Annotated in this window: 22 protein-coding genes; 9 read left to right on the top strand and 13 right to left on the bottom strand. The window is 70.1% G+C overall.

Translation table 11 applies throughout. From position 1 onward, the window contains the following. The first annotated feature begins 201 nt into the window (after positions 1 to 201). Positions 202 to 1,398 (top strand): alpha/beta hydrolase family protein, encoded by a 1,197-nt coding sequence (locus tag ACIHEI_RS33655; RefSeq protein ID WP_396609384.1) that lies wholly within the window; start codon positions 202 to 204, stop codon positions 1,396 to 1,398. Between the two features lie 98 nt (positions 1,399 to 1,496). On the opposite strand, the gene ACIHEI_RS33650 is transcribed toward ACIHEI_RS33655, so the two are convergent. The 3 genes from ACIHEI_RS33650 to ACIHEI_RS33640 all read right to left on the bottom strand — a co-directional run bounded on the left by ACIHEI_RS33650 (position 1,497) and on the right by ACIHEI_RS33640 (position 3,344). After that, on the bottom strand, positions 1,497 to 1,928 hold the full coding sequence (locus tag ACIHEI_RS33650; protein ID WP_396609383.1) for an NUDIX domain-containing protein: 432 nt from the start codon (positions 1,926 to 1,928) through the stop codon (positions 1,497 to 1,499). Positions 1,929 to 2,305: 377 nt separating this feature from the next. Beyond that, positions 2,306 to 2,521 carry a DUF397 domain-containing protein gene (locus tag ACIHEI_RS33645; protein ID WP_396609382.1) on the bottom strand — a complete coding sequence of 72 codons (216 nt, stop codon included), beginning with the start codon at positions 2,519 to 2,521 and terminating at the stop codon, positions 2,306 to 2,308. Then, positions 2,502 to 3,344: a Scr1 family TA system antitoxin-like transcriptional regulator gene (locus tag ACIHEI_RS33640; protein ID WP_396609381.1), complete on the bottom strand. Its 843-nt coding sequence runs from the start codon at positions 3,342 to 3,344 to the stop codon at positions 2,502 to 2,504. Before ACIHEI_RS33640 ends, ACIHEI_RS33645 begins: the two co-directional genes overlap by 20 nt. A gap of 30 nt (positions 3,345 to 3,374) precedes the next feature. On the opposite strand from ACIHEI_RS33640, the gene ACIHEI_RS33635 reads away from it, so the two are divergent. The 4 genes from ACIHEI_RS33635 (at position 3,375) to aroA (ending at position 6,491) form a co-directional block, all read left to right on the top strand. Beyond that, positions 3,375 to 3,953, top strand: coding sequence for a hypothetical protein (locus tag ACIHEI_RS33635; RefSeq protein WP_396609380.1), 579 nt, complete (start codon positions 3,375 to 3,377; stop codon positions 3,951 to 3,953). 113 nt (positions 3,954 to 4,066) lie between these two features. Beyond that, positions 4,067 to 4,267: a hypothetical protein gene (locus ACIHEI_RS33630; protein ID WP_396609379.1), complete on the top strand. Its 201-nt coding sequence runs from the start codon at positions 4,067 to 4,069 to the stop codon at positions 4,265 to 4,267. A gap of 130 nt (positions 4,268 to 4,397) precedes the next feature. Further along, on the top strand, positions 4,398 to 4,883 hold the full coding sequence (locus ACIHEI_RS33625) for a hypothetical protein (RefSeq protein ID WP_396609378.1): 486 nt from the start codon (positions 4,398 to 4,400) through the stop codon (positions 4,881 to 4,883). Between the two features lie 387 nt (positions 4,884 to 5,270). Next, a complete protein-coding gene (gene aroA, locus ACIHEI_RS33620) occupies positions 5,271 to 6,491 on the top strand; it encodes a 3-phosphoshikimate 1-carboxyvinyltransferase (RefSeq protein WP_396609377.1) in 1,221 nt (406 codons plus the stop codon). 6 nt (positions 6,492 to 6,497) lie between these two features. Here aroA and ACIHEI_RS33615 read toward each other — a convergent pair whose 3' ends face one another. From ACIHEI_RS33615 to ACIHEI_RS33605, 3 genes are read right to left on the bottom strand one after another with little or no spacing between them, the layout of a single operon-like run. Next, positions 6,498 to 7,346: a carbohydrate ABC transporter permease gene (locus tag ACIHEI_RS33615; RefSeq protein ID WP_387645433.1), complete on the bottom strand. Its 849-nt coding sequence runs from the start codon at positions 7,344 to 7,346 to the stop codon at positions 6,498 to 6,500. Beyond that, complete coding sequence (locus ACIHEI_RS33610) at positions 7,343 to 8,317, bottom strand: carbohydrate ABC transporter permease (protein WP_396609376.1); 975 nt, start codon at positions 8,315 to 8,317, stop codon at positions 7,343 to 7,345. Before ACIHEI_RS33610 ends, ACIHEI_RS33615 begins: the two co-directional genes overlap by 4 nt. A 43-nt stretch (positions 8,318 to 8,360) precedes the next feature. Then, the gene (locus ACIHEI_RS33605; RefSeq protein ID WP_392948724.1) at positions 8,361 to 9,659 is read right to left on the bottom strand and encodes an extracellular solute-binding protein; all 1,299 of its coding nucleotides are present in this window, start codon (positions 9,657 to 9,659) and stop codon (positions 8,361 to 8,363) included. A 205-nt stretch (positions 9,660 to 9,864) separates the two neighbouring features. Here ACIHEI_RS33605 and ACIHEI_RS33600 point away from each other — a divergent pair, with 205 nt between their 5' ends. Then, positions 9,865 to 10,674: an IclR family transcriptional regulator gene (locus tag ACIHEI_RS33600; protein ID WP_396609375.1), complete on the top strand. Its 810-nt coding sequence runs from the start codon at positions 9,865 to 9,867 to the stop codon at positions 10,672 to 10,674. 3 nt (positions 10,675 to 10,677) lie between these two features. Here the strand turns inward: ACIHEI_RS33600 and ACIHEI_RS33595 are convergent, their stop codons facing one another. From ACIHEI_RS33595 to ACIHEI_RS33575, 5 genes are all read right to left on the bottom strand, one after another. Continuing rightward, positions 10,678 to 11,091, bottom strand: a complete 414-nt coding sequence (locus ACIHEI_RS33595) for a DNA-binding protein (RefSeq protein WP_387645426.1) — start codon at positions 11,089 to 11,091, stop codon at positions 10,678 to 10,680. Then, complete coding sequence (locus tag ACIHEI_RS33590) at positions 11,073 to 11,357, bottom strand: hypothetical protein (RefSeq protein WP_387645424.1); 285 nt, start codon at positions 11,355 to 11,357, stop codon at positions 11,073 to 11,075. Before ACIHEI_RS33590 ends, ACIHEI_RS33595 begins: the two co-directional genes overlap by 19 nt. 49 nt (positions 11,358 to 11,406) lie before the next feature. After that, positions 11,407 to 12,057, bottom strand: coding sequence for a Pr6Pr family membrane protein (locus tag ACIHEI_RS33585; RefSeq protein ID WP_396609374.1), 651 nt, complete (start codon positions 12,055 to 12,057; stop codon positions 11,407 to 11,409). A gap of 192 nt (positions 12,058 to 12,249) precedes the next feature. Next, entirely contained in the window at positions 12,250 to 12,513 is a 264-nt protein-coding gene (locus ACIHEI_RS33580) for a DUF1876 domain-containing protein (protein WP_387645419.1), read from the bottom strand. A 152-nt stretch (positions 12,514 to 12,665) separates the two neighbouring features. Further along, complete coding sequence (locus tag ACIHEI_RS33575) at positions 12,666 to 14,159, bottom strand: flavin-containing monooxygenase (protein WP_396609373.1); 1,494 nt, start codon at positions 14,157 to 14,159, stop codon at positions 12,666 to 12,668. A 128-nt stretch (positions 14,160 to 14,287) separates the two neighbouring features. On the opposite strand from ACIHEI_RS33575, the gene ACIHEI_RS33570 reads away from it, so the two are divergent. Continuing rightward, positions 14,288 to 15,496, top strand: a complete 1,209-nt coding sequence (locus ACIHEI_RS33570; RefSeq protein WP_396609372.1) for a PucR family transcriptional regulator — start codon at positions 14,288 to 14,290, stop codon at positions 15,494 to 15,496. Positions 15,497 to 15,505: 9 nt separating this feature from the next. On the opposite strand, the gene ACIHEI_RS33565 is transcribed toward ACIHEI_RS33570, so the two are convergent. Then, positions 15,506 to 15,997, bottom strand: coding sequence for a GNAT family N-acetyltransferase (locus ACIHEI_RS33565; RefSeq protein WP_396609371.1), 492 nt, complete (start codon positions 15,995 to 15,997; stop codon positions 15,506 to 15,508). Positions 15,998 to 16,043: 46 nt separating this feature from the next. Next, the gene (locus ACIHEI_RS33560; RefSeq protein WP_396609370.1) at positions 16,044 to 16,745 is read right to left on the bottom strand and encodes a GNAT family N-acetyltransferase; all 702 of its coding nucleotides are present in this window, start codon (positions 16,743 to 16,745) and stop codon (positions 16,044 to 16,046) included. A 149-nt stretch (positions 16,746 to 16,894) separates the two neighbouring features. On the opposite strand from ACIHEI_RS33560, the gene ACIHEI_RS33555 reads away from it, so the two are divergent. Next, positions 16,895 to 18,037 (top strand): CaiB/BaiF CoA transferase family protein, encoded by a 1,143-nt coding sequence (locus ACIHEI_RS33555; RefSeq protein WP_396609369.1) that lies wholly within the window; start codon positions 16,895 to 16,897, stop codon positions 18,035 to 18,037. A gap of 12 nt (positions 18,038 to 18,049) precedes the next feature. Next, positions 18,050 to 19,192, top strand: coding sequence for an acyl-CoA dehydrogenase family protein (locus ACIHEI_RS33550; RefSeq protein ID WP_396609368.1), 1,143 nt, complete (start codon positions 18,050 to 18,052; stop codon positions 19,190 to 19,192). Positions 19,193 to 19,221: the final 29 nt, after the last annotated feature.

Below are 19,221 nucleotides of genomic sequence, written 5' to 3'. Positions count from 1 at the left end.
ACGTCGGGAGCGCCCGGAGGCGCCCGTCGGCCGGATCGCGAACCTGTGCCAGTCATCGGCAGGTGCCACGGTCCCGTCGACGGGCGCCTCTGCTTTCGGGAGCCCCGCGCCGCCGGGGATCTCAGGGTGTAGCCAGTACCACCTTCAAGACGGATGCCTGCATGATCGATCGTCAGGGCGGGGCCGGGCAGGATCGTGCCCGTGAACACCACTTCGAACCGCAAGCGCCGTATCAGCGCTGTCGCAATCCTGGGTCTCGCCGCATCAGTGGCCGCGACCGGCACCGGACTCGCCGCCACGACCCCGCCGTCCACCGTGCACGCGACCACCGTGCACGCGACCGCCGCCACGGCTGCCGCCGCGCCCACGCGGTCCTTCCAAGGCGTGCTCCCCGCGCCGACCGGCCCCTACGCCGCCGGCGAGGACGTCATCCACCTCACCGACGCGAGCCGTCCCGACCCGTGGGTGCCGTCATCCGGCCCCCGCCAACTGACCGTCACGATGGTCTACCCGGCCGTCCCTGGGACCGGGACTCCGGCTCCTTACATGACCCTCGGCGAGGCAGCCGGAATCGTCCAGCGGAAGAATTTGCCGGCGAGCTCCGGCGTCACCCCACAGACCCTTTCCAGCGTCACCACTCACGCCTTCGACGGCGCGCGGCCGCAGATGGGCAAGTATCCGCTGGTGGTCCTCTCACCCGCGTTCGAGAACCCGCGCATGACGCTCACCTCGCTCGCGACCGACCTGGCCAGTCACGGCTACGTCGTCGCGCTCGTCGGCCACACCTACGAGGACAGCGGCGAGACGCTGGCGAACGGCCAGACATCGCCGTGCGCGATCTGCGACTACCCGGCGTGGCTCGATTTCGACTCCGTCGCCTCCGGCCGTGCGCTGGACGCGTCCTACGTGATCGACCAGTTGACGCACGGCAACACCGCGTGGCCCCTGGCACACCTCATCGACAAACACGAGATCGGCATGGCCGGACACTCCATCGGCGGAGCGGCCGCCGCCGCCACGATGATCGCCGACCCGCGAGTACGGGCCGGGGTGAACATGGACGGCACCTTCCACCCGGAGCCGATGCCCGGCCAGATCACACGGCCGTTCCTCATGCTGGGTACGGCCGCCAACACCGATTGGGAGCACCCCTGGGCCGCCCTCGGCGGCTACAAGAAGTGGCTGACGGTCACCGGCGCCGACCACTTCAGCTTCTCCGACGGGGACCTGCTTCAGGAGCAGGCCGGGTTCCCGACGCCGCCCCTCTCCCCGGAACGCGGGACAGCGATCACCCGCGAGTACGTGACGGCGTTCTTCGACCAGACGCTGAAGGGGACCCACAGTCCGCTGCTGGACGGCCCCTCGCCGAACAATCCGGAAGTACTCTTCCAGCACTAGCCGATGCCGTACCCACCGTCCGGGAAGGCACCGACGCCGCCCGGCGCCCGGCCGGCCGCCGGTCGGACAGTTGCCGGTTCTCCTTGCCACCTTGACGGTCAACGGGCGGCGAGGATCTCCCCGCGCTCGACGGCCCCGCGCAGGACAGCCGCGAAGTCCGGGGGAAGGAGGTTGACCGCGTCGAGGGCGTCGGTGGTCAGGGAGATCTCTTCGAGGAGGTACTCGCCCCGGCCTTCCTGGCCGAACTCGGGGCCGGTGCGGTCCTCGAAGCTCCACTTCTCGACGGTGGCGAGGTAGAAGTCCTGGCGCTCGTCGTCGGTCTCGATGGTGTGGAGGAGGCTGACGATCTCAGCCTCGCCCGCGATTTCCTCGCGGACCTCGCGCAGCAGGGCCTCCTCGGGGCCGGCATCGGTCGGCTCGATCTTGCCGCCGACGATGACCCAGTAAGGGTCGATGCCGGGTCGGATGCGTTTGATCAGCAGCGTGGTGTTGTTCGGGGTGAGGAGGACGGCGCGGACGCGGTGCTGCATGGTGGCCTGCTTCCTGTGCGGTGGGACGGGTGGGTCAGTGGCGGATTCAGCTGCCTCGCACTCAGGCTGCATTGGCGCGGGGTCGGCCTTCATGGATGAACTGTGCGCCCGCTTGAACTGTGCGCCCGCTTCGATGTGCTGACCGTACATGAGGCCCGAATTTCCAGAGGCCAGACGCCTGTTGGGCGCCCAGCGCATCGCCCTTGTGTCGGACGGTTCGACCTTGATCTGCTGCCGACGAACCCGATGACACGTGAGGGGATCGCCCGTACGGCGTAGGCATCCTTGAGTGACAGCCGTGCCGCTGTTGGGTCGCGCATGGGCGAGGCCCCACCACCCCGGGAAGAGGGGCGGTGGGGCCTACTGCCATCCGCGGGTCAGGCGGCGCCGAACTCCCCGTCGGCGACTGCGGAGACGAAGGTCGCCCACGCCTTGGGGGTGAACTTCAGCATGGCGCCTTCCGGGTCCTTGGAGTCCCGGACGTGGCCGAAGTTGGCGTCGTCGACCTCGACGCACGTGCCGCCGTTGCCGCCGGAGTAGCTGCTCTTCCGCCAGCGTCGTGCCGAGACGGACTCATTGGGGGTCGCTCGCATGTTCGTGTTCCTCCACAGCCGACTTGATCCGAGCCAGGGACGCCTCTGGTGACAATGCGGCGGCCCGTACCAAATCGTAGGACTGGCGGCATTTCCCGACCAAAGCGGTTTCGTCGATCAGGTGGCCGACGTGTGGACCTTCCACGTACACCAAGGGCGGTGCATCGTCGAAGGTCATCAGGCTGATCAACCCTTCGAGCAGGGCGTGGGCGCCCGCCCCGAACTCCACTACCTGGACGATGATATGGCGCTCGATGATCAGCCGAATGATGTGGTGGAGTTGCTTTGCCATGATGTTTCTGCTACCGACCACCCTGTGAAGTACGGCCTCATCGAGGATCATCCACAACACGGGGCCTGTTGGGTTACCGACGATCTTCTGACGCTCCAGCCGGGCGGCCACACGATCCGCCAACCCGTCGTCCTTCAGCAGGGGTTGAGCGCCGAGGAAGATCGCTTCCGCGTACTCCCGGGTCTGGATCAGCCCAGGAATCACTAGTGCCGCGTACTCCGAGATGGATCGCGCCCGGGCCTCGTGCTCCGCTGCCTCCACGAAGTACTCGGCCACTCGCGCGGGCCGGAGCAGCGGATGAAGACGCTCAAGGTGCCCGCCGGTGGCGAGCTCCTTGTCGATCAGGCGTGACAGGTCCAACTGCGGCCGTCGCGTCGCGTTCTCCAGCTGGCCGATGTAGGCGCCGGAGACGAACACGCGCTCCCCAAGGGCCTGTTGGGAGAGGTTGGCGTTCTCCCTCAAGCGGCGCAGCTCGCTTCCGTAGAACGCTGCGGGTGAGCTGGCGGGATCAAGTTTCTTGGGGCTGACCATCGGCCACCTCTGAGCAGTTCGGTTGTTGTGGTGTCGCCGCTTCCCGAGGCCGGCGTCGAGCAGCGACGATTGAAGCACAGAAAGTCACCACCTCGTCGAGATGAAACGGGCGGCACCGCCGTGACTGATTCCCCGCTGGCCCGCGTTCACCGGGCCCAACGCGACGAAGCGCGCGACGCGTGCGAGGAACTGCGGGCGGTGCTCGCGGTCGAAGGCATCGTCCTGCCGTCACTCGGAGTTGAGGATTCGTCGGTCTTCACCGGCGAGACCCTGGTGCAGCTCGGCGGAGCGTCGCCGGCGGTGGTCAGTGGGATTGCGTTCGCGCTGGACGTGGGGTTCTCCGTCATTCGGGCCGGCCGCGACTCCGGCAGCGTGGTGCAGGTGTTGCGCACGCCCGAGGTCGGAGCCCTGGTGGTGGATGTGCGGGCCGATCGGGTCGGCGAGTACCGCGCGACCGACGAGTTGGGCCGCTTCGTGCTCGCCCCGCCCGCCGGTGGTGACCTGTGGACTGCGGACCCCGGTGACGTTCACGCGGCGACCCGGAACGACGTGGCCCGCGCGGAGGCGGCGCGGCAGACGGCCCGCAGCAATCGAAGATGGGCTGGATGACCTGGAGTTGCGGCTCTTGCCCCGAACGCGTGCCAACTCCCGCGTTCAGGGCGGGTGCACCATCCGGCCGGTCACTCGATCGGCTGGTAGTTCACCATCTTCGGGGAGGGGTTATGTCGAAGTCGGGTATCAATCTGTACGAACTGCCGATCGAGGGCGCGGCGTTCGAGCGCCAGTGCGGCGGCAACCTGACCAGCGAGGACGAGAGTTGTGTGGATCTCGCAGCCATCCCCGGTGTCGCGGACGGCTTCGTGCTGAGGGACACCAAGGACGAGGTGTGGGCCGTGAACTGCGGTTCACCCGGGACGAGTTGAGCGCGTTCGCCGCCAAGTGGGTGAAGGGCAGCGCCCTGGCGGGCTGACGTATCGCTGAATTCACGCGAGGGACGTCCGGTCCGAGTCGCAGTCAGACTGGGCGACCCCCGCTTCATGGAGGATACCTGTGATGAATTCCGGGCACTGGCACGGCTACGGCCCCTGGGTCGGCAGGCCGGAGCAGTACTTCAGCGAGTACCTGCGGCGGCCCTCGCCGTTCGATTCGGCGTGGCACGCGATGGTTTCCGCAACGAAGGGCCCTGATCAGGAAGCCCATCTGCCGTTCGAGCAGCGGACGGTCCCGCCCATGCAGACGGGTCACTACCTGTTGCGCCGCCCGTCCTACCTGGCGCGACAGACGTGGACGGAATCCAAGGAAGCCGCCGAGTGGCTGGCTGGCACGTACGAGTTGAATCCGCCGGCTCTCCGGGCGAATGGCGGCGCGGTGGACTGCGGGCTTCAGGCGAAGGTGGAGCACGCAAGTACGGCCTTGGCCAGCGGTACTGACGTCGTGTGGTTTCACTACCTGCCCGGCGAACGCCTGCTCAGCATGGCGGTGGTGGTCTGCCCCAACCGGTTCCACCCGGGCATTCCCTGCCCGCACCCCCTCTCGTGATCGGCGACTGCATCGATCGCGGGCTGACGGACCCGGCGCTCACGGCGGCGGTGAAGGGCGGGACGCAGGAGCGCTGGGACGGCGCCGAGCCGTTCGCGGAGTTCGCGCTGGAGCCCGGCGACACGCTGGTTCTGCCGCGGGGGTGGGTGCACAGCCCCAGCTGTCTTCCGGGAGATCCGGACCCGCCGTTCCACCTCGCGTTCGCTCTGCGGGAGCGGAGGCGCTGGTGCGCACCGCACTGCACAGTGAGGAGTTCCGCGCCGGAATCCCGGCCGTCCGAGCAGGGATGGTGCCGATGTTGTCCGAGGCGTAAGACGATCCGTCTCGTCCGGTGCGCGTCAGGGCAGGATCGGGGGCGGCCCTGTTGTCGGTTCGGTTGGAGTTCCTGTGGCTGTCGTCGAGATTCCCGGTTCGAAGTCGGTCACCGCGCGTGCGCTGTTCCTGGCGGCGGCTGCGGAGGGGACTACCACGTTGGTGCGGCCGTTGGTGTCGGACGACACGGAGGGGTTCGCGGAGGGGCTGCTCGCGCTGGGGTATGCGGTGGGGCGCGGAGAAAACGAGTGGCGGATCGGGGGGCGGCCGGGCGGGCCCGGGGTGGATGGGGCGCGGGTGTTCTGTCGGGACGGGGCGACGACGGCGCGGTTCCTGCCGGCGTTGGTGGCGGCGGGGCGGGGGACGTTCCACTTCGACGCGTCGGCGCAGATGCGGCGGCGGCCGCTCGCGCCGTTGACAACTGCGTTGCGGGAGTTGGGCGTTGAGGTGGAGTGCCACGGGCAGGACGGCCACCATCCGTTGAGTGTGCGGACGGACGGGGTGCGGGGCGGCGAGGTGACGCTGGACGCCGGGCTGTCCTCGCAGTACCTGACCGCTCTGCTGCTGCTCGGCCCGCTCACCGAGGACGGGCTGCGGATACGCGTCACCGACCTGGTGTCCGCGCCGTACGTCGAGATCACGCTCGCGATGATGCGCAGCTTCGGTGTCGAGGTCGAGCGAGAGGGCGAGATCTTCAGCGTCCCGCCCGGCGGCTACACGGCGACCAGGTACGCGATCGAGCCGGATGCGTCCACGGCGTCGTACTTCTTCGCGGCGGCAGCTGTGACGGGACGCGCGGTGACGGTCCCGGGGCTGGGGCGGAACGCGTTGCAGGGGGATCTGAGGTTCGTCGAGGTGCTGGAGCAGCTGGGCGCCAAGGTGGAGGTGGGAGCGGACGCCACCACCGTCAAGGGCGGCGCGCTGACCGGCGGCACCGTCAACATGCGGGACATCTCCGACACCATGCCGACGCTCGCCGCGATCGCGCCGTTCGCGTCGGGGCCGGTGCGGATCGAGGACGTGTACAACACCCGGGTCAAGGAGTGCGACCGGCTGGACGCGTGCGCGGAGAACCTGCGGCGGCTGGGCATCGACGTGCGGACGGGGCGGGACTGGATCGAGATCCGGCCCGGTGCGCCGCGGGCGGCGGAGATCGCCAGCCACGGCGACCACCGGATCGTGATGTCGTTCGCCGTCACGGGGCTGCGCACGCCCGGGGTCACGTTCGACGATCCGGGGTGCGTGCGCAAGACCTTCCCGGGCTTCCACGAGGCGTTCAAGGGCTGGGCCCGATAAGGGAGTTCAGTCCTTCACGGCGCCGCCGAGTCCGGACACCATGTGCCGCTGCACCAGGACGAAGAAGATCAGCACCGGGACGGTCATCAGGGTGGAGGCGGCCATGATGCCGCCCCAGTCGTTCTCGTCCGGCTTGAAGAACACCATCAGGGCTGCCGGCAGCGTCTGGTGGTCGGTGTCCAGGATCAGCGTCTTGGCGAACACGAAGTCGTTCCAGGCGGTGATGAAGGAGAACACGCTGGTCGCTGCCAGCCCGGGCGCGACCAGCGGGAACAGAATCCGCCACAGGATGGTGAAGCGGCTGGCACCGTCGATCCGGGCGGCCTCCTCGAGTGATTCGGGGACGGCGGCGACGAAGCCGCGCAGCATCCAGACCGCGAACGGCAGCGAGAACGCCAGGTTGACGAGCATCAGCGCGCCGAGCGAGGAGAGGCCGAAGCCGGGGGCGACCGTGCCGATGTCGCGGACCAGGAAGAACAGCGGGATGGTGAGCGCCTCGACGGGCACCATCTGGGCGACCAGGAACATGATCAGAATGGTGGTCCGGAACCGGAACTTGAACCGGGACAGCGCGACGGCCGCCAGGAAGGCGATCGCGGCGGAGACCACCACCACGACCACGGCGACGGCCAGGCTGTTCAGGAAGTACCGCCCGAAGCCCGAAACCCCCAGCGCGTTGCGGAAGTTGTCCAAAGTGGGCGCGAAGGTCCACGGCCGCGGGTGCGCTCCGGTGATCTCGCCCTTCGGCTTGAGTGCCGACAGCACCATCCAGTACAGCGGGAAGACGGTCAGCAGGGCGAGCACGATCGCCACCACGTTCGCGCCCTGCCTCAGGACGCGATTGTCGCGCTTCAAAGTTCCTCCCCGGAGCGGCGCAGGCTGCGGATGTACACGGCGGTGACGGCCAGCAGGATCAGCGTCATCAGGACGCCGATGGCCGCGCCGAGGCTGTAGTTCTCCGCGACGAAGGCCTTCTGGTAGGCGTACACGTTGAGGACGAGGTTCTGGCCGGCGATGCCGCCGCCACCGGTCATCACGTAGATCTGGGTGAAGACCTTGAAGTCCCAGATGATCGACTGGATGACCACGATCACCAGCAGCGGCCGCAGCATCGGCAGCATGATCCGGCGGAAGATGGTGGCGGTTCCGGCGCCGTCGAGGCGGGCGGCCTCCAGGACGGAGTCGGGGATGGCCTGGATGCCCGCGTACAGGGTGATCATCACGAACGGGAAGCTGTGCCAGACCACGACCACGGCGACCATCGCGAACGCCGACCACTTGTCGTACATCCAGTTGTGGCCCTGGGTGCCGAGGATCTCGTTGACCAGGCCGGAGTTGGTGTCCAGCAGGAACATCCACACCGTGGAGCCGGTCATCGCGGGCGCGGCCCAGGCGCCGAGCGCGCCGAACATCAGCAGCAGCCGCGGCCACTTGCCGACCCGGGTCAGCAGCACCGCGCAGACCGCGCCGACCACCAGGGTGGCGACGACGCAGAACGCGGCGAACGCCAGGGTCTGGCCGAGCACCTCCCAGAACTGCGAATCGCCGAGGACGTCGGTGTAGTTGGACAGTCCGACGAATTCGGTCGGCACCCCGCCGGAGGCCTGCGGCTGGCCGAACTTGAGCACCGACAGCAGGCCCAGCTGGTACAGCGGATAGCCGAACAGCGGGATCAGCACCAGCGCGGCCGGCAGCAGCAGCCACAGCGGGACGGGGATCCGGGCGAGCGGCCCGGATCGGCGGCGGCCCTTCGCGGGGGCGCCGCCCGCCGGGCGGACCGGGGAGTCCCCGTGGTCCGCCCGGGCGGTGACGGTCGTGGCAGGCATCGACAACTTCCGCTTCTCGTCTACAGGTTGAAGGCTCCGACGGCTACTTGCCGCTGAACGAGGTGTTCATCGCGGCCGCCGCCTCCTTGGTCGCGGCAGCCACGTCGGACTTGCCGGTGATGACCTTCTGCAGCATCGTCGGCACCACGGCCTGGGCGTCGATCTTCGCCCAGGCGGCGTCCTTCGGGACGAACTTGGTGCCCGCCTCGATGGTGTCCGTGAACGGCTTCAGCCACGGCTGCTTCTGCACCACCTCGGCGCGCGCCGAGGACAGCGTCGGCAGGTTGCCCATCGCGTCGAACAGCGCCAACTGGTTCTTCTTGGACGCCAGTTCCTTGATGAAGTCGGCGGCCAGGCTGCGGTGCTGGGTGGACTTCATGACACCCAGGTCGTTGCCGCCGGAGAACGCCGGCGCGATCTGGCCGGCCGCCGCGCCCGGCAGCGGGACGATCGCGTACTTGCCCTTCGCCGCGCCCGCCTCCACCGCGCTGCGCGAGGAGTTCGGCAGGATCGCCATGCCGGCCTTGCCGGCCGCGAACGACTCCACCGTCTTGCCGCCGGTCAGGTCGGCGCACTGCTGCGCCGGACAGATGGCGTCGGTGAACAGGTCGGTGTACGCCTTCACACCCGCCTGCGACTTCTCCGAGTCGATCGCCGAGGCGTACGCCGAACCGTTCTGCGCCGCCAGGTCGCCGCCGTTCGCCCAGACGAACGGCAGCGCGCCGAAGGTGTACTTGCCGCCGACCGCGATGCCCAGCATGTCGCCGTGCGCCGAACGGACCTTCTCCGCCGCCGACTTCAGCTCCGCGTACGTGGTCGGCGCGGCCAGGCCCAGCTCGGTGAAAACGTCGGTGCGGTAGTACAGCGCGCGGACACCCAGCCACCACGGCAGGCCGTACGTCTTGCCGTCCACCACCGCGGTGTCCTTCAGGTCCTGCGGCAGGTCCTTGCCCTCCTCCCAGCTCGCCAGGTCGGAGGTGATGTCGGCGAGGCCGCCCGAGGCGGTGTAGCCGAACAGGTCGGTGTTGCCGAACTCCACCACGTCCGGCGCGGAGGACGGGTCGTTGAACGCGCCCTTCATCTTCTCCGCGCGCGGCCCGGCGTCCGTCGGAATGTACGACACCTGCACGTCGACGCCAGCGTGCTTGGCCTTGAAGTCGGCGACGGCCTGCGCCACCACCTGCTCCTTCGGCGCCCGGTTCGCCTCGTCGTACAACCACACCTTCACGGTGCCGGTCTGCTTGTCCGCGGACGAAGCGGTCTTGGCGGTACCTGGCGCGCAGGCCGTCGCCACGGTGCCCGCCAGCACGGCAAGGGCGGCACCACGGGCCAGCTTCTTCATGCTCAACGTCATCTCCTCGCCAGAAAAGCGGGACGCACCTGCAAGATCCGGAGGAAACCGGGACATGCAGTGGGGGATCGGTGTGAGCGGGACATTAGAAAGCCGCCGGGCACGCCGACAAGAGCAGAGCGCGAAAGTTGTGCACTGCAAAACGATGTGCTGCGGAACTGGAACTGCGGCCCACCGCGTCGTAGCGTCACACCCCATGACCAGCACCGCCGCCGAAAGCCGGCCCGCCGACCGGCCGGAACGCAACCAGTCGGCGTCGCTGCGCCGCGCCCTGGCCGTGCTCGAACACGTCCGCGACCACGCCGCGACCGGACCCGACCTCAGCCTGACCGCGCTCGCCGAGGGCCTCGGCATGTCGAAATCCACCGTGCTGCGGCTCGCCGCACCCCTGGTCGACGCCCAGCTGCTCGCCCGCGACCGCGACACCGGACACTTCCGGCTCGGCCCCGGCGCCCTCCAGCTCGGCCAGGCCTACCGCGCCACCCTCGACCTGCGCACCGCCGCCTCCGAAGAGGCCCACCAGCTGATGCGCGAGGTCGGCGGCACCGTCCACCTGTGCGTCCCCGACGCGCCGTACGTGGTCTACGTCGACAAGGTCGAGAACGAGACCGCCGTCCGGATGGCCTCCCGGATCGGCAGCCGGGCCCCCATGTACTGCACCGCCGTCGGCAAGGCCATGCTCGCCTGGATGTCCGAGGACGCCTTCGCCACCGTGGTCACCCACGGCCTCCCCGCGATCACCCCCCGCACCCTGACCTCGGCCGCCGCCCTGCGCACCGAACTCACCCGCATCCGCAGCCGCGGCTACGCCGTCGACGACCGCGAGAACGAACCCGAGGTCCGCTGCATCGCCGCCCCCGTCTTCGACCACAACAACACCGTCATCGGCGCCATCTCCACCTCCGCCCTCACCTCCCGCATCACCGCCGCCCGAGCCCGCGACCTCGGCCCGGTCGTCGCCGCGACGGCCGCAAGGGTGTCGAGAACCATGGGCTCCACCCGCTGACGGCTATACGGCGACCAGCCGGACCTGGCCGCCGCAGAGCTTGGTGAGATCGTCGACGTCAGAGGTCAGCACCACCACGGGCCGCTGCTGGCGCAGGGCGAGTTCGGCCACGACAGCGTCGATTGCGTACTTGTGGCCATGCAGGCCGGCCGCGAGCAGGAGGGCTGACGCCGCCTTGGCCTCCTCGTCGCCGACTGGGGCGATGCGCATGCCGGACAGCAGCCAGCTCAGTCGGACCCGATCGGTCCGGTCGTGCACCGCTTCGATGATCGTCAGGGCGCTGATCACCACTTCCATGCCGCGGGCACGCGCTTCCGCGACCAGGGCGACCACCGGTGCGTGGTCCGAGAGCAGCTTGGAGAGCCCCTCGGAGTCGAGGACCAGCGTTCCTTCGTGGTTCAGCTTGCGGCGGGCCATTCGCCCTCTCCGGCGAACACTTCGTCGAACACCTGGCGGGCACGGTCCTGTTCAGCGGCGGGGATCGGCCCGTTGCGGCGCTCGTAGTCGGCCAGATATTCGTCCAGTATCCGGCCACGGAGCTCGCGTTCGACGGCTGTGGTGATGAACGCGGAGAACTCGCGCTTGCCGACCCGCTCCCGGATCGCGGCCGCGGTGCCCTCGGGCAGGGACAGGCTGACCCTGGTCGCCGGTCCGTCGCCGATGCTGTAGGTGCGCTCGGTCATGAGGCCAGATTATCAAAGGAGTGGGAATCAGCCCCGGGGCGACCGGCCGTCAGGCCTCCGCCGGCGCCGCAGGCTGGCGGCGGAGCTTGGTGCCGAGGCGGTCGAGGGCTACGACGAGGGCGCCGAGGACGATGAACTCCAGGGTGAGCTGGACCATTTGGAGGCCGACCCAGCCGTAGCCCTTCTCGGTGGGGTCGAGGAAGAAGTAGGGGTAGCGGAGGGGGAAGTTCGGGAAGGCGATGGCGCGGGCCTCGGTGAGGAAGGCGTAGCCGAGGGGGTAGGAGAGCCAGAGCGGCAGGTCGCGCCAGCGGGACGCGTTGCGGGGGGAGAGCAGCAGCCAGTCGGCGAGCACCATCAGCGGGGTGGTGTAGTGCAGGAAGAAGCTGGACCAGTGCTGGAGGCGGTCGGGGCCGGAGACCAGGCCGGGCAGCGGGTTCTCGCCGTGGTTGAGCAGCACGTGCGCGACGATGCCGGTGATGGTGATGTACAGGACGGCGGCGCCGCGCAGCCGCGGCGCGGGGGCGTCGAGCGTCCCCCGCTTGACCATCCAGTAGGCCGCGCCGAGGAAGTAGCCCAGCACCAGCACGTTGCTCTGGAGCGTGAAGTACACCAGTGAGCTGTTGCTGAGGTAGATCCCCAGGAACGCGGACAGGGCGATGGCGCAGCGCCACCACAGGGCGGGGCGGGTCCAGACGGTCATGCGGTCACCGGTGATTCGTCTCGCTGGTGCCCCCCGTGGGCACGACTGATCGCCGCACTCTACCTGCCGGTTCGATGGTCCGAAAAGATCACCGGCCGGTGGACGGGCCCGCCCCGTAAGGGAGTTCGGCGCCGCTCAGACGCCCAGACGCCCAGACGCCCAGACGCTCAGCCGCTCAGCTGCGCGAGGCGGTCAGAGCGGGAGGTGCGCCGGGCTGTGGGTGTGGCTCTCGATTCCGGTCTCCGCCTGGCCGGCCAGTTGGTGGGCCAGGTCGTGGAAAGCGCGGGCGGCGGCCAGCTCCTCGCCGATGACGGTGTCGGGGTCGTCGGTGGGATTGCGTCGAGCCATGCCCTTGCCCTGAGCGCCGGGCGCGCTGAAGCCGCTGAGCGATGCTGTGCAGGTGGTGCGGGACTCGTCCTCTTCGAAGGTCAGGTCGACGATCCAGTGGTTCTGCATGACGTGTCACCTTCCCATGCGCACCGGCGACGGGCGGCCGGTGCGCCTTCCTCCCAGCGTCCGCCCGCCCCCGGCAAGCGGCAAGAGGCGGCGGCCCGGGGTGCGGTCGGAGAAGGTTCAGCGATCGGAGGAGTTCAGCGGTCGGAGAAGGTTCAGGAGAAGTGCAGCTCGCGGTCGGTGACCTGCCCGGTGCCGAACATCCGGCTGTCGTCGCGGTAGCTGGTGGAGGTCTGCCACGGCGCCCGGTCGCCCTGCCGGGGAAGCCCGTCGACGGCGCGCAGGATGTACCCGGCCGTGAAGTCCAGGAAGGGCCGGGTGGGCATCGCGGGGTCGGCGACCTCGGGGCGGCAGATCCGGTGCCCGCGCCGCTCCATGTGTGCCAGCAGGCGGCAGAAGTGCTCGCACAGCAGGCCGATCTTCAGCGTCCAGGAGGAGTTGGTGTAGCCGATCGCGTAGGCGAAGTTGGGGACGCCGGAGAGCATCATGCCCTTGTACGCGACGGTCTCGGCGAGCCGCACGGGCTCGCCGTCCACGCTCATCGGGATCCCGCCGAACGCCTGCACGTTCAGCCCGGTCGCGGTGACCACGATGTCCGCCTCCAGTTCCCGGCCGGACTCCAGCAGCACCCCGCGCTCGGTGAACGTGCGGATCCGGTCGGTCACCACGGCCGCCCGGCCGCCGCGGATCGCCTTGAACAGGTCGCCGTTGGGGACGGCGCACAGTCGCTGGTCCCACGGGTCGTAGGGCGGGCTGAAGTGCTCGTCCACCGGGTAACCCTTCGGCAGCTGGCGGGCGTTCACCCAGCGGATGATCCGCCGGGCCGCCTTCGGGTGCTGCTGGCAGAACGACCAGATCGCGTACTGCTGGGCGATGTTCTTGCGCCGGGCCAGCGCGTAGCCGCGCTCGTCGCCGAGCAGCCGCCGCAGCAGGTTGGCGATGTGGTCGCGGCGCGGCACCGGCATGATGTACGTCGGCGTGCGCTGGAGCATCGTCACCTGTCGGGCCCGCTTCGCCATCGCGGGCACCAGGGTGACGGCGGTCGCGCCGCTGCCGATCACCAGCACGCGCTTGCCGGTGTGGTCGAGGTTCTCGGGCCAGTGCTGCGGGTGGACGACGGTGCCGGTGAAACGTTCCAGCCCCTCGAACTCGGGCGTGAAGCCCTGGTCGTAGCGGTAGTAGCCCATCGCGCAGAACAGCCAGTCGCAGGTCAGGGTGAACTGCTCGCCGGTGTCGGCGCGTTCCACCCGGACGCTCCAGCGGGCGTCCGCCGTCGACCAGGACGCGTCCAGCACCCGGTGGTGGTAGCGGATCCGGTCCCGCAAACCGTTCTCCCGGACGGTTTCGCGCAGGTAGGACAGGATCTGCGGGGCGTCCGCTATCGACTCCTTCTCCCGCCACGGCTTGAACGCGTAGCCGAAGGTGTGCAGGTCGGAGTCGGACCGGATGCCCGGATAGCGAAACAGGTCCCAGGTGCCGCCGAGATCGGCCCGGGCCTCCAGGATCGCGAACTCCTTGCCGGGCAGTTCGGCGGTCAGGTAACGGCCCGCGCCGATTCCCGAGATCCCGGCGCCGACGATCAGCACGTCCAGGTGCTCGACGGGCGCGGCCGTCCGGTCGTCGGGCGCAGTGACGGTATCGGTGGACACGGGCGACTCCTGTGGCGGTGGCGGACGAGACCACGTCATCGTCCACAAATCCTGCGACAGTTGCCCAGGTTCAACCTGCACCGGGCTGCCCCTTTCCCGGTGCACTCTGCACCAGTACGGTGACGGGCATGCCGCTGCCCCCGCCCCGGATCCTCAAATTGATCCGCCAGGGCGCCGAACTCGCCCTCAACCCGCAGCCCGACTGGCTCGCCGAACTCGACGCCGCCACCCTCGCCGGCGAGACCCGGCGACCCATCGCCGACGACCCCGTCCTCTCCGCCGGCCTGCGCCGCGTCAACCGCGCAAACCTGCTGCGCTGGGCCGCCGCCAACGTCACCGCCCCCGGCGCGCCCGTCCCCGCCCCCGAAGGCGAGGAACAGCGACTGATCGCCCGCGACATCGTCCGCCGCGGCCTCGACGAACCCGCCCTCGACTCCTACCGGGCCGGCGAGAGCGTCGCCCTCCGGCTGTGGACCCGGATCGCCTGCACCCTCACCACCGACCCCGACGAGCTGCGCGACCTCCTCGACGTCTCGCTCCGCTCCATCTCCGCGTTCGTGGACGCCTGCGTCGGCGAGATGACCACCCTGCTGCGCGCCGAACGCGCCGCACTCACCGGCTCCAACCACGCCGAGCGGCTGCACGCCGTCGCCCTCCTCCTCGACGGCGCGCCCATCGCCCGCGCCCGCGCCGAAGCCCGGCTCGGATACCCCCTCGCCGGGACCCACACCGCCGCCGTCCTGTGGGTCGACGACCTCGACCAGGATTTCGCCCAACTCGACCGCGCCGCAGACCTGTTGGCGTCCTCCGCAGGCCGCCCCCCGGTCCTCGACGTCACCGCGAGCGCCGCCACCCGCTGGGTCTGGACCGCCGCGAGCCCCGACCTCTCCCGGCTACGCGCCGGCCTGGACCGGCTCCCCGCCGTCCGCATCGCCCTCGGCCCCGCCGCCACCGGCGTCAACGGCTTCCGCCGCAGCCACCTCGACGCCCTCACCACCCAGCGCATGCTCGCCCGCCTCGCCTCCGTCCAACGCCTCGCCTCCCACGACGAGATCGAACTCGTCGCCCTCCTCACCCAGGACCTCGAAGGCGCCGACCGCTTCGTCCGCCACGTCCTCGGCGCACTCGAAGGCCCCCCGGCCGAAGCCGTCCGCGCCTACCTCGCCGAACAGTGCAACGCCACCCGCGCCGCCGCCCGCCTCTTCACCCACCGCAACACCCTCCTCCGCCGCCTCGCCCGCGCCGACACCCTCCTCCCACGCCCCCTCGCCGACCACCCCCTCGAAGTGGCCGCCGCCCTGGAAATCCGCCACTGGCGCGGCCAGACACCCGCCTGACGGCCGGCGTTACAGCTGGAGCGAGAGGTCGCGCTGGTACCAGGTGCCCGGCTTGCCGTCGAGCTCGGTCGGGCCGTCCGGGACGAACCCGGCCTTGAGCAGCACCTTTTGGGACGCGGGATTGGCTTGGGCGGCGGCCGCCCGAAGCGTCCGCAACCCGTGCCGTGTCACCGCCAGCCCGCACAACTCCCGGACGGTCGCCGTCGCGACGCCGCGCCCGGCGACATGCTGTGCGACGCGGTAGCCGAGATCGGCACTGCCGTTCGCGAAGTCGTACAGGTTGAACCGGCCCAGCACCGAGCCGTCCCCGGCGAGCAGCACGTAGAACGTGCAGACGCCGGCCTCCTGCTCGGCGAGCAGAGCGCGGTGCCGGTCGGCGAAACGCTCGAAGTACTCGTCGCCCCGGTCGGGAATCGATGCCGCGAAGTACGCACGGTTCGCGAGCTCGAAGGCGAGCACCGCCGGGGCATGGTCGGCATCCAACTGCTGCAACTCGGGCACGGCGGAACCCTATTTGGACGGCGCGCCGAGTTCACCCGACTTTCCGTCAACGCCGCCCATCCCCACGGGGCGTGCGGTAGCCGCGGATGGTGATCTTGGTGCGGACGGTGAAACCCAGGTGTTCGTAGAGGGCGAAGGCCGGGGTGTCGGCGGCGGAGTGGAGGAAGGGGCGGTCGCCGCGGGTGGTGATCTGGTGGATGAGGGTGGTGATGAGGGTGGTGGCGTGGCCGCGGCCGCGGGCTTCGGGGGCGGTGCAGACAGCGCTGATCTCGGTCCAGCCGGGCGGCTTGAGCCTTTCTCCGGCCATGGCGACGAGGGCGCCGTTCTCGCGGATGCCGAGGTAGGTGCCGAGTTCGTGGGTGCGGGGGTGGAAGGGGCCGGGGCGGGTGCGTTCGGCGAGGGCGAGCATCTCGGGGACGTCTGCGGGGCCGAGTTCGACGATGTGGGCGGTGGTGCGGGGGAGCGGGGCGTGGCCGGGGTGGGTCATCTGGTAGCCCTCGAAGGTGAATTCGGGTACCAGGTGGTCGGGCGGCAGGACGGGGCAGTTGACGAGGAGGGCGAAGGCGTCGGTGCCGAGGAGTTCGGTCAGGTCGTCCCACGCGCCGGGTTCGGCCGTGATGGCGGAGAAGCTCGCGACCTCGGGGAGGAAGCTGGAGGCCCGGCCGTGGTGGCGGGCGAGGTGGGCGTGCCGGCCGGTGAGTGAGGCGGCGACGGGGTTGTCGAGGACGGTGGTGTCGCGGTCGGGCATGGCGGGTTCCCTCCGGTGGGTCGGACGCGATTTCCATCATCGCGGCGCGCGTGCCGCAGACCGTGCGGTTGACTCTTGTTACCGGCGAGTCGCATCCCTATCATCGCCACTGTGACAGCTTTACTGTCAAACCTGGGAGGTGGTCGCCGATGACCCCCGCAACACCCCCCGCCAAGGCCGCCGGGCCGCTCGCGGGCGTCCGGGTCCTTGAGCTGGCGGGCATCGGGCCCGGCCCGTTCGCCGCGATGCTGCTCGCCGACCTGGGGGCGGACGTGGTGCGGGTGGACCGCCCGGGCGGGCAGGTTCTCGGGCCGGCCCCGGAGCAGGACCTGACCAACCGCAACAAGCGCTCCGTCGTGGTGGACCTGAAGGCCGAGGACGGCCGCAGCATCGTGCTCGACCTCGCCGCCCGCGCCGACCTGCTGATCGAGGGCTACCGCCCGGGCGTCGCCGAACGCCTCGGCGTGGGCCCGGAGCAGTGCCTGGCCCGCAACCCGGCGCTGGTGTACGGCCGGATGACCGGCTGGGGCCAGGACGGCCCGCTCGCCGACCGCGCGGGGCACGACATCACGTATCTCGCCACCTCCGGCGTCCTCGGCCTGATCGGTGACGCGGACGGCCCCCCGGCGATCCCGGCCAACCTGCTGGGCGACTACGCGGGCGGTTCGCTGTACCTGGTGGTCGGCCTGCTGGCCGCCCTGCACCACGCCCGGGCCACCGGTACCGGCCAGGTCGTGGACGCGGCGATCGTCGATGGCGCCGCGCACCTGTCCACCATGCTGTGGGGCCTGCTCGGCGCCGGCCTGTGGCAGGACCGGCGGGGCGTCAACCTGCTGGACGGCGGCGCCCCTTGGTACGGCACCTTCGCCACCTCCGACGGGCAGTGGATGGCCGTCGGCCCGCTGGAGCCGCAGTTCTACGCCGAGTTCACCCGTCTCCTCGACCTGAAAGAGGACGCCCCGGCGCAGTACGACCTGCCCCGCTGGCCCGAACTGCGCGAACGGATCGCCCGGCGTTTCGCCACCCGCACCCAGGCCGAGTGGACGGAGCTCTTCGAGGGCCACGACGCCTGCGTGGCACCGGTGCTGACGCTCCGTCAGGCCACGGAGCACCCGCACCTGGCCGCCCGCGGCAGCTACACCGAGCAGCACGGCACCGTACAGCCCGGCGTCGCCCCGCGCTTCTCCGCGACCCCGGCCGCGCTGCGCACCCCGCCCGCGCGTCCCGGCGCGCACACCGCCGAGGTGGCCCGAGACTGGGCCGTCCCCGCACTCGACCCGCAAGCCTCCTGAAGGAGACACCCGTTGCAGCGCGAGCTCTACACCGAGGAACACGAGGACTTCCGCGAGAGCGTCCGGGCCTTCCTCGCCAAGGAGGTCATCCCGCACCACGCCCGCTGGGAGCAGCAGGGCATCGTCGACCGTGACGCCTGGCTGGCCGCAGGTAAGGCGGGGCTGCTGGGTCTCGCGGTGGACGAGCAGTTCGGCGGCGGTGGCAGCCAGGACTTCCGGTTCGCGGCGGTGCTGGCCGAGGAGTTCACCCGGGTCGGCGCCAGTGGCCTGGCGATCGGCCTGCACAACGACATCATCGGGCCGTATCTGACGGGCCTGGCCACGGACGAGCAGAAGCAGCGCTGGCTGCCCGGGTTCTGTTCGGGCGAGCTGATCAGCGCGATCGCGATGACCGAGCCGGACACCGGCTCCGACCTGCAGGCGATCCGCACCACGGCGGTGGACGCGGGCGACCACTACGTGCTGAACGGTGCGAAGACGTTCATCTCCAGCGGGATCCTGGCGGACCTGGTCGTGGTGGTGGCGAAGACCACCGCCGAGGGCGGCGCGCACGGGCTGAGCCTGCTGGTGGTGGAGCGCGGCATGCCGGGCTTCGAGCGCGGCCGCAACCTCGACAAGATCGGCCAGAAGGCGCAGGACACCGCCGAGTTGTTCTTCCAGGACGTGCGGGTGCCGAAGGCGAACCTGCTGGGCGAGGAGAACCAGGGCTTCCTGTACCTGATGCGCAACCTCGCGCAGGAGCGGCTGGCGATCGCGGTCGCGGCGATCGCCGGCGCGGAGTTCGTGCTGGACGAGACGATGGCGTACGTGAAGCAGCGCACCGCGTTCGGCCGTCCGCTGGCCAAGCTCCAGCACGTGCGTTTCGAGATCGCCGAGATGGCCACCGAGTGCGCCGTCACCCGGACCTTCGTGGACCGCTGCGTGCTGGAGCACAACAAGTACAACCTGACGCCGGCGGACGCTTCGATGGCCAAGTGGTGGTCCACCGAACTGCAGAAGCGCGTCGCCGACCGCTGCCTGCAACTGCACGGCGGCTCCGGCTACATGAGCGACAGCGCGGTCGCCCGGGCGTTCACCGACGGGCGCGTCCAGACCATCTACGGCGGCACCACCGAGATCATGAAAGAGATCGTCGGCCGCTCCCTGCTCGGCTGAACCCCGCTCGGCTGACCCCGGCCGACCCA

The organism is Kitasatospora sp. NPDC051984, assembly GCF_044593455.1.
Classification (GTDB): Bacteria; Actinomycetota; Actinomycetes; order Streptomycetales; family Streptomycetaceae; genus Kitasatospora.
The sequence above is the reverse complement of the archived record's forward strand: the minus strand, read 5'-3'. Positions and strand labels throughout refer to the sequence as shown.

Excerpts from the sequence above, each read along its gene's own strand:
- ACIHEI_RS33580 (WP_387645419.1), bottom strand. The coding sequence starts at position 12,513 with ATGCAGAACCACTGGATCGTCGACCTGACCTTCGAAGAGGACGAGTCC.
- ACIHEI_RS33585 (WP_396609374.1), bottom strand. The coding sequence starts at position 12,057 with ATGACCGTCTGGACCCGCCCCGCCCTGTGGTGGCGCTGCGCCATCGCC.
- ACIHEI_RS33625 (WP_396609378.1), top strand. The coding sequence starts at position 4,398 with ATGAATTCCGGGCACTGGCACGGCTACGGCCCCTGGGTCGGCAGGCCG.
- ACIHEI_RS33555 (WP_396609369.1), top strand. The coding sequence starts at position 16,895 with ATGACCCCCGCAACACCCCCCGCCAAGGCCGCCGGGCCGCTCGCGGGC.
- ACIHEI_RS33570 (WP_396609372.1), top strand. The coding sequence starts at position 14,288 with ATGCCGCTGCCCCCGCCCCGGATCCTCAAATTGATCCGCCAGGGCGCC.
- ACIHEI_RS33605 (WP_392948724.1), bottom strand. The coding sequence starts at position 9,659 with ATGAAGAAGCTGGCCCGTGGTGCCGCCCTTGCCGTGCTGGCGGGCACC.
- ACIHEI_RS33610 (WP_396609376.1), bottom strand. The coding sequence starts at position 8,317 with ATGCCTGCCACGACCGTCACCGCCCGGGCGGACCACGGGGACTCCCCG.
- ACIHEI_RS33595 (WP_387645426.1), bottom strand. The coding sequence starts at position 11,091 with ATGGCCCGCCGCAAGCTGAACCACGAAGGAACGCTGGTCCTCGACTCC.
- ACIHEI_RS33590 (WP_387645424.1), bottom strand. The coding sequence starts at position 11,357 with ATGACCGAGCGCACCTACAGCATCGGCGACGGACCGGCGACCAGGGTC.
- ACIHEI_RS33630 (WP_396609379.1), top strand. The coding sequence starts at position 4,067 with ATGTCGAAGTCGGGTATCAATCTGTACGAACTGCCGATCGAGGGCGCG.
- ACIHEI_RS33640 (WP_396609381.1), bottom strand. The coding sequence starts at position 3,344 with ATGGTCAGCCCCAAGAAACTTGATCCCGCCAGCTCACCCGCAGCGTTC.
- ACIHEI_RS33600 (WP_396609375.1), top strand. The coding sequence starts at position 9,865 with ATGACCAGCACCGCCGCCGAAAGCCGGCCCGCCGACCGGCCGGAACGC.
- ACIHEI_RS33560 (WP_396609370.1), bottom strand. The coding sequence starts at position 16,745 with ATGCCCGACCGCGACACCACCGTCCTCGACAACCCCGTCGCCGCCTCA.
- ACIHEI_RS33650 (WP_396609383.1), bottom strand. The coding sequence starts at position 1,928 with ATGCAGCACCGCGTCCGCGCCGTCCTCCTCACCCCGAACAACACCACG.
- ACIHEI_RS33645 (WP_396609382.1), bottom strand. The coding sequence starts at position 2,521 with ATGCGAGCGACCCCCAATGAGTCCGTCTCGGCACGACGCTGGCGGAAG.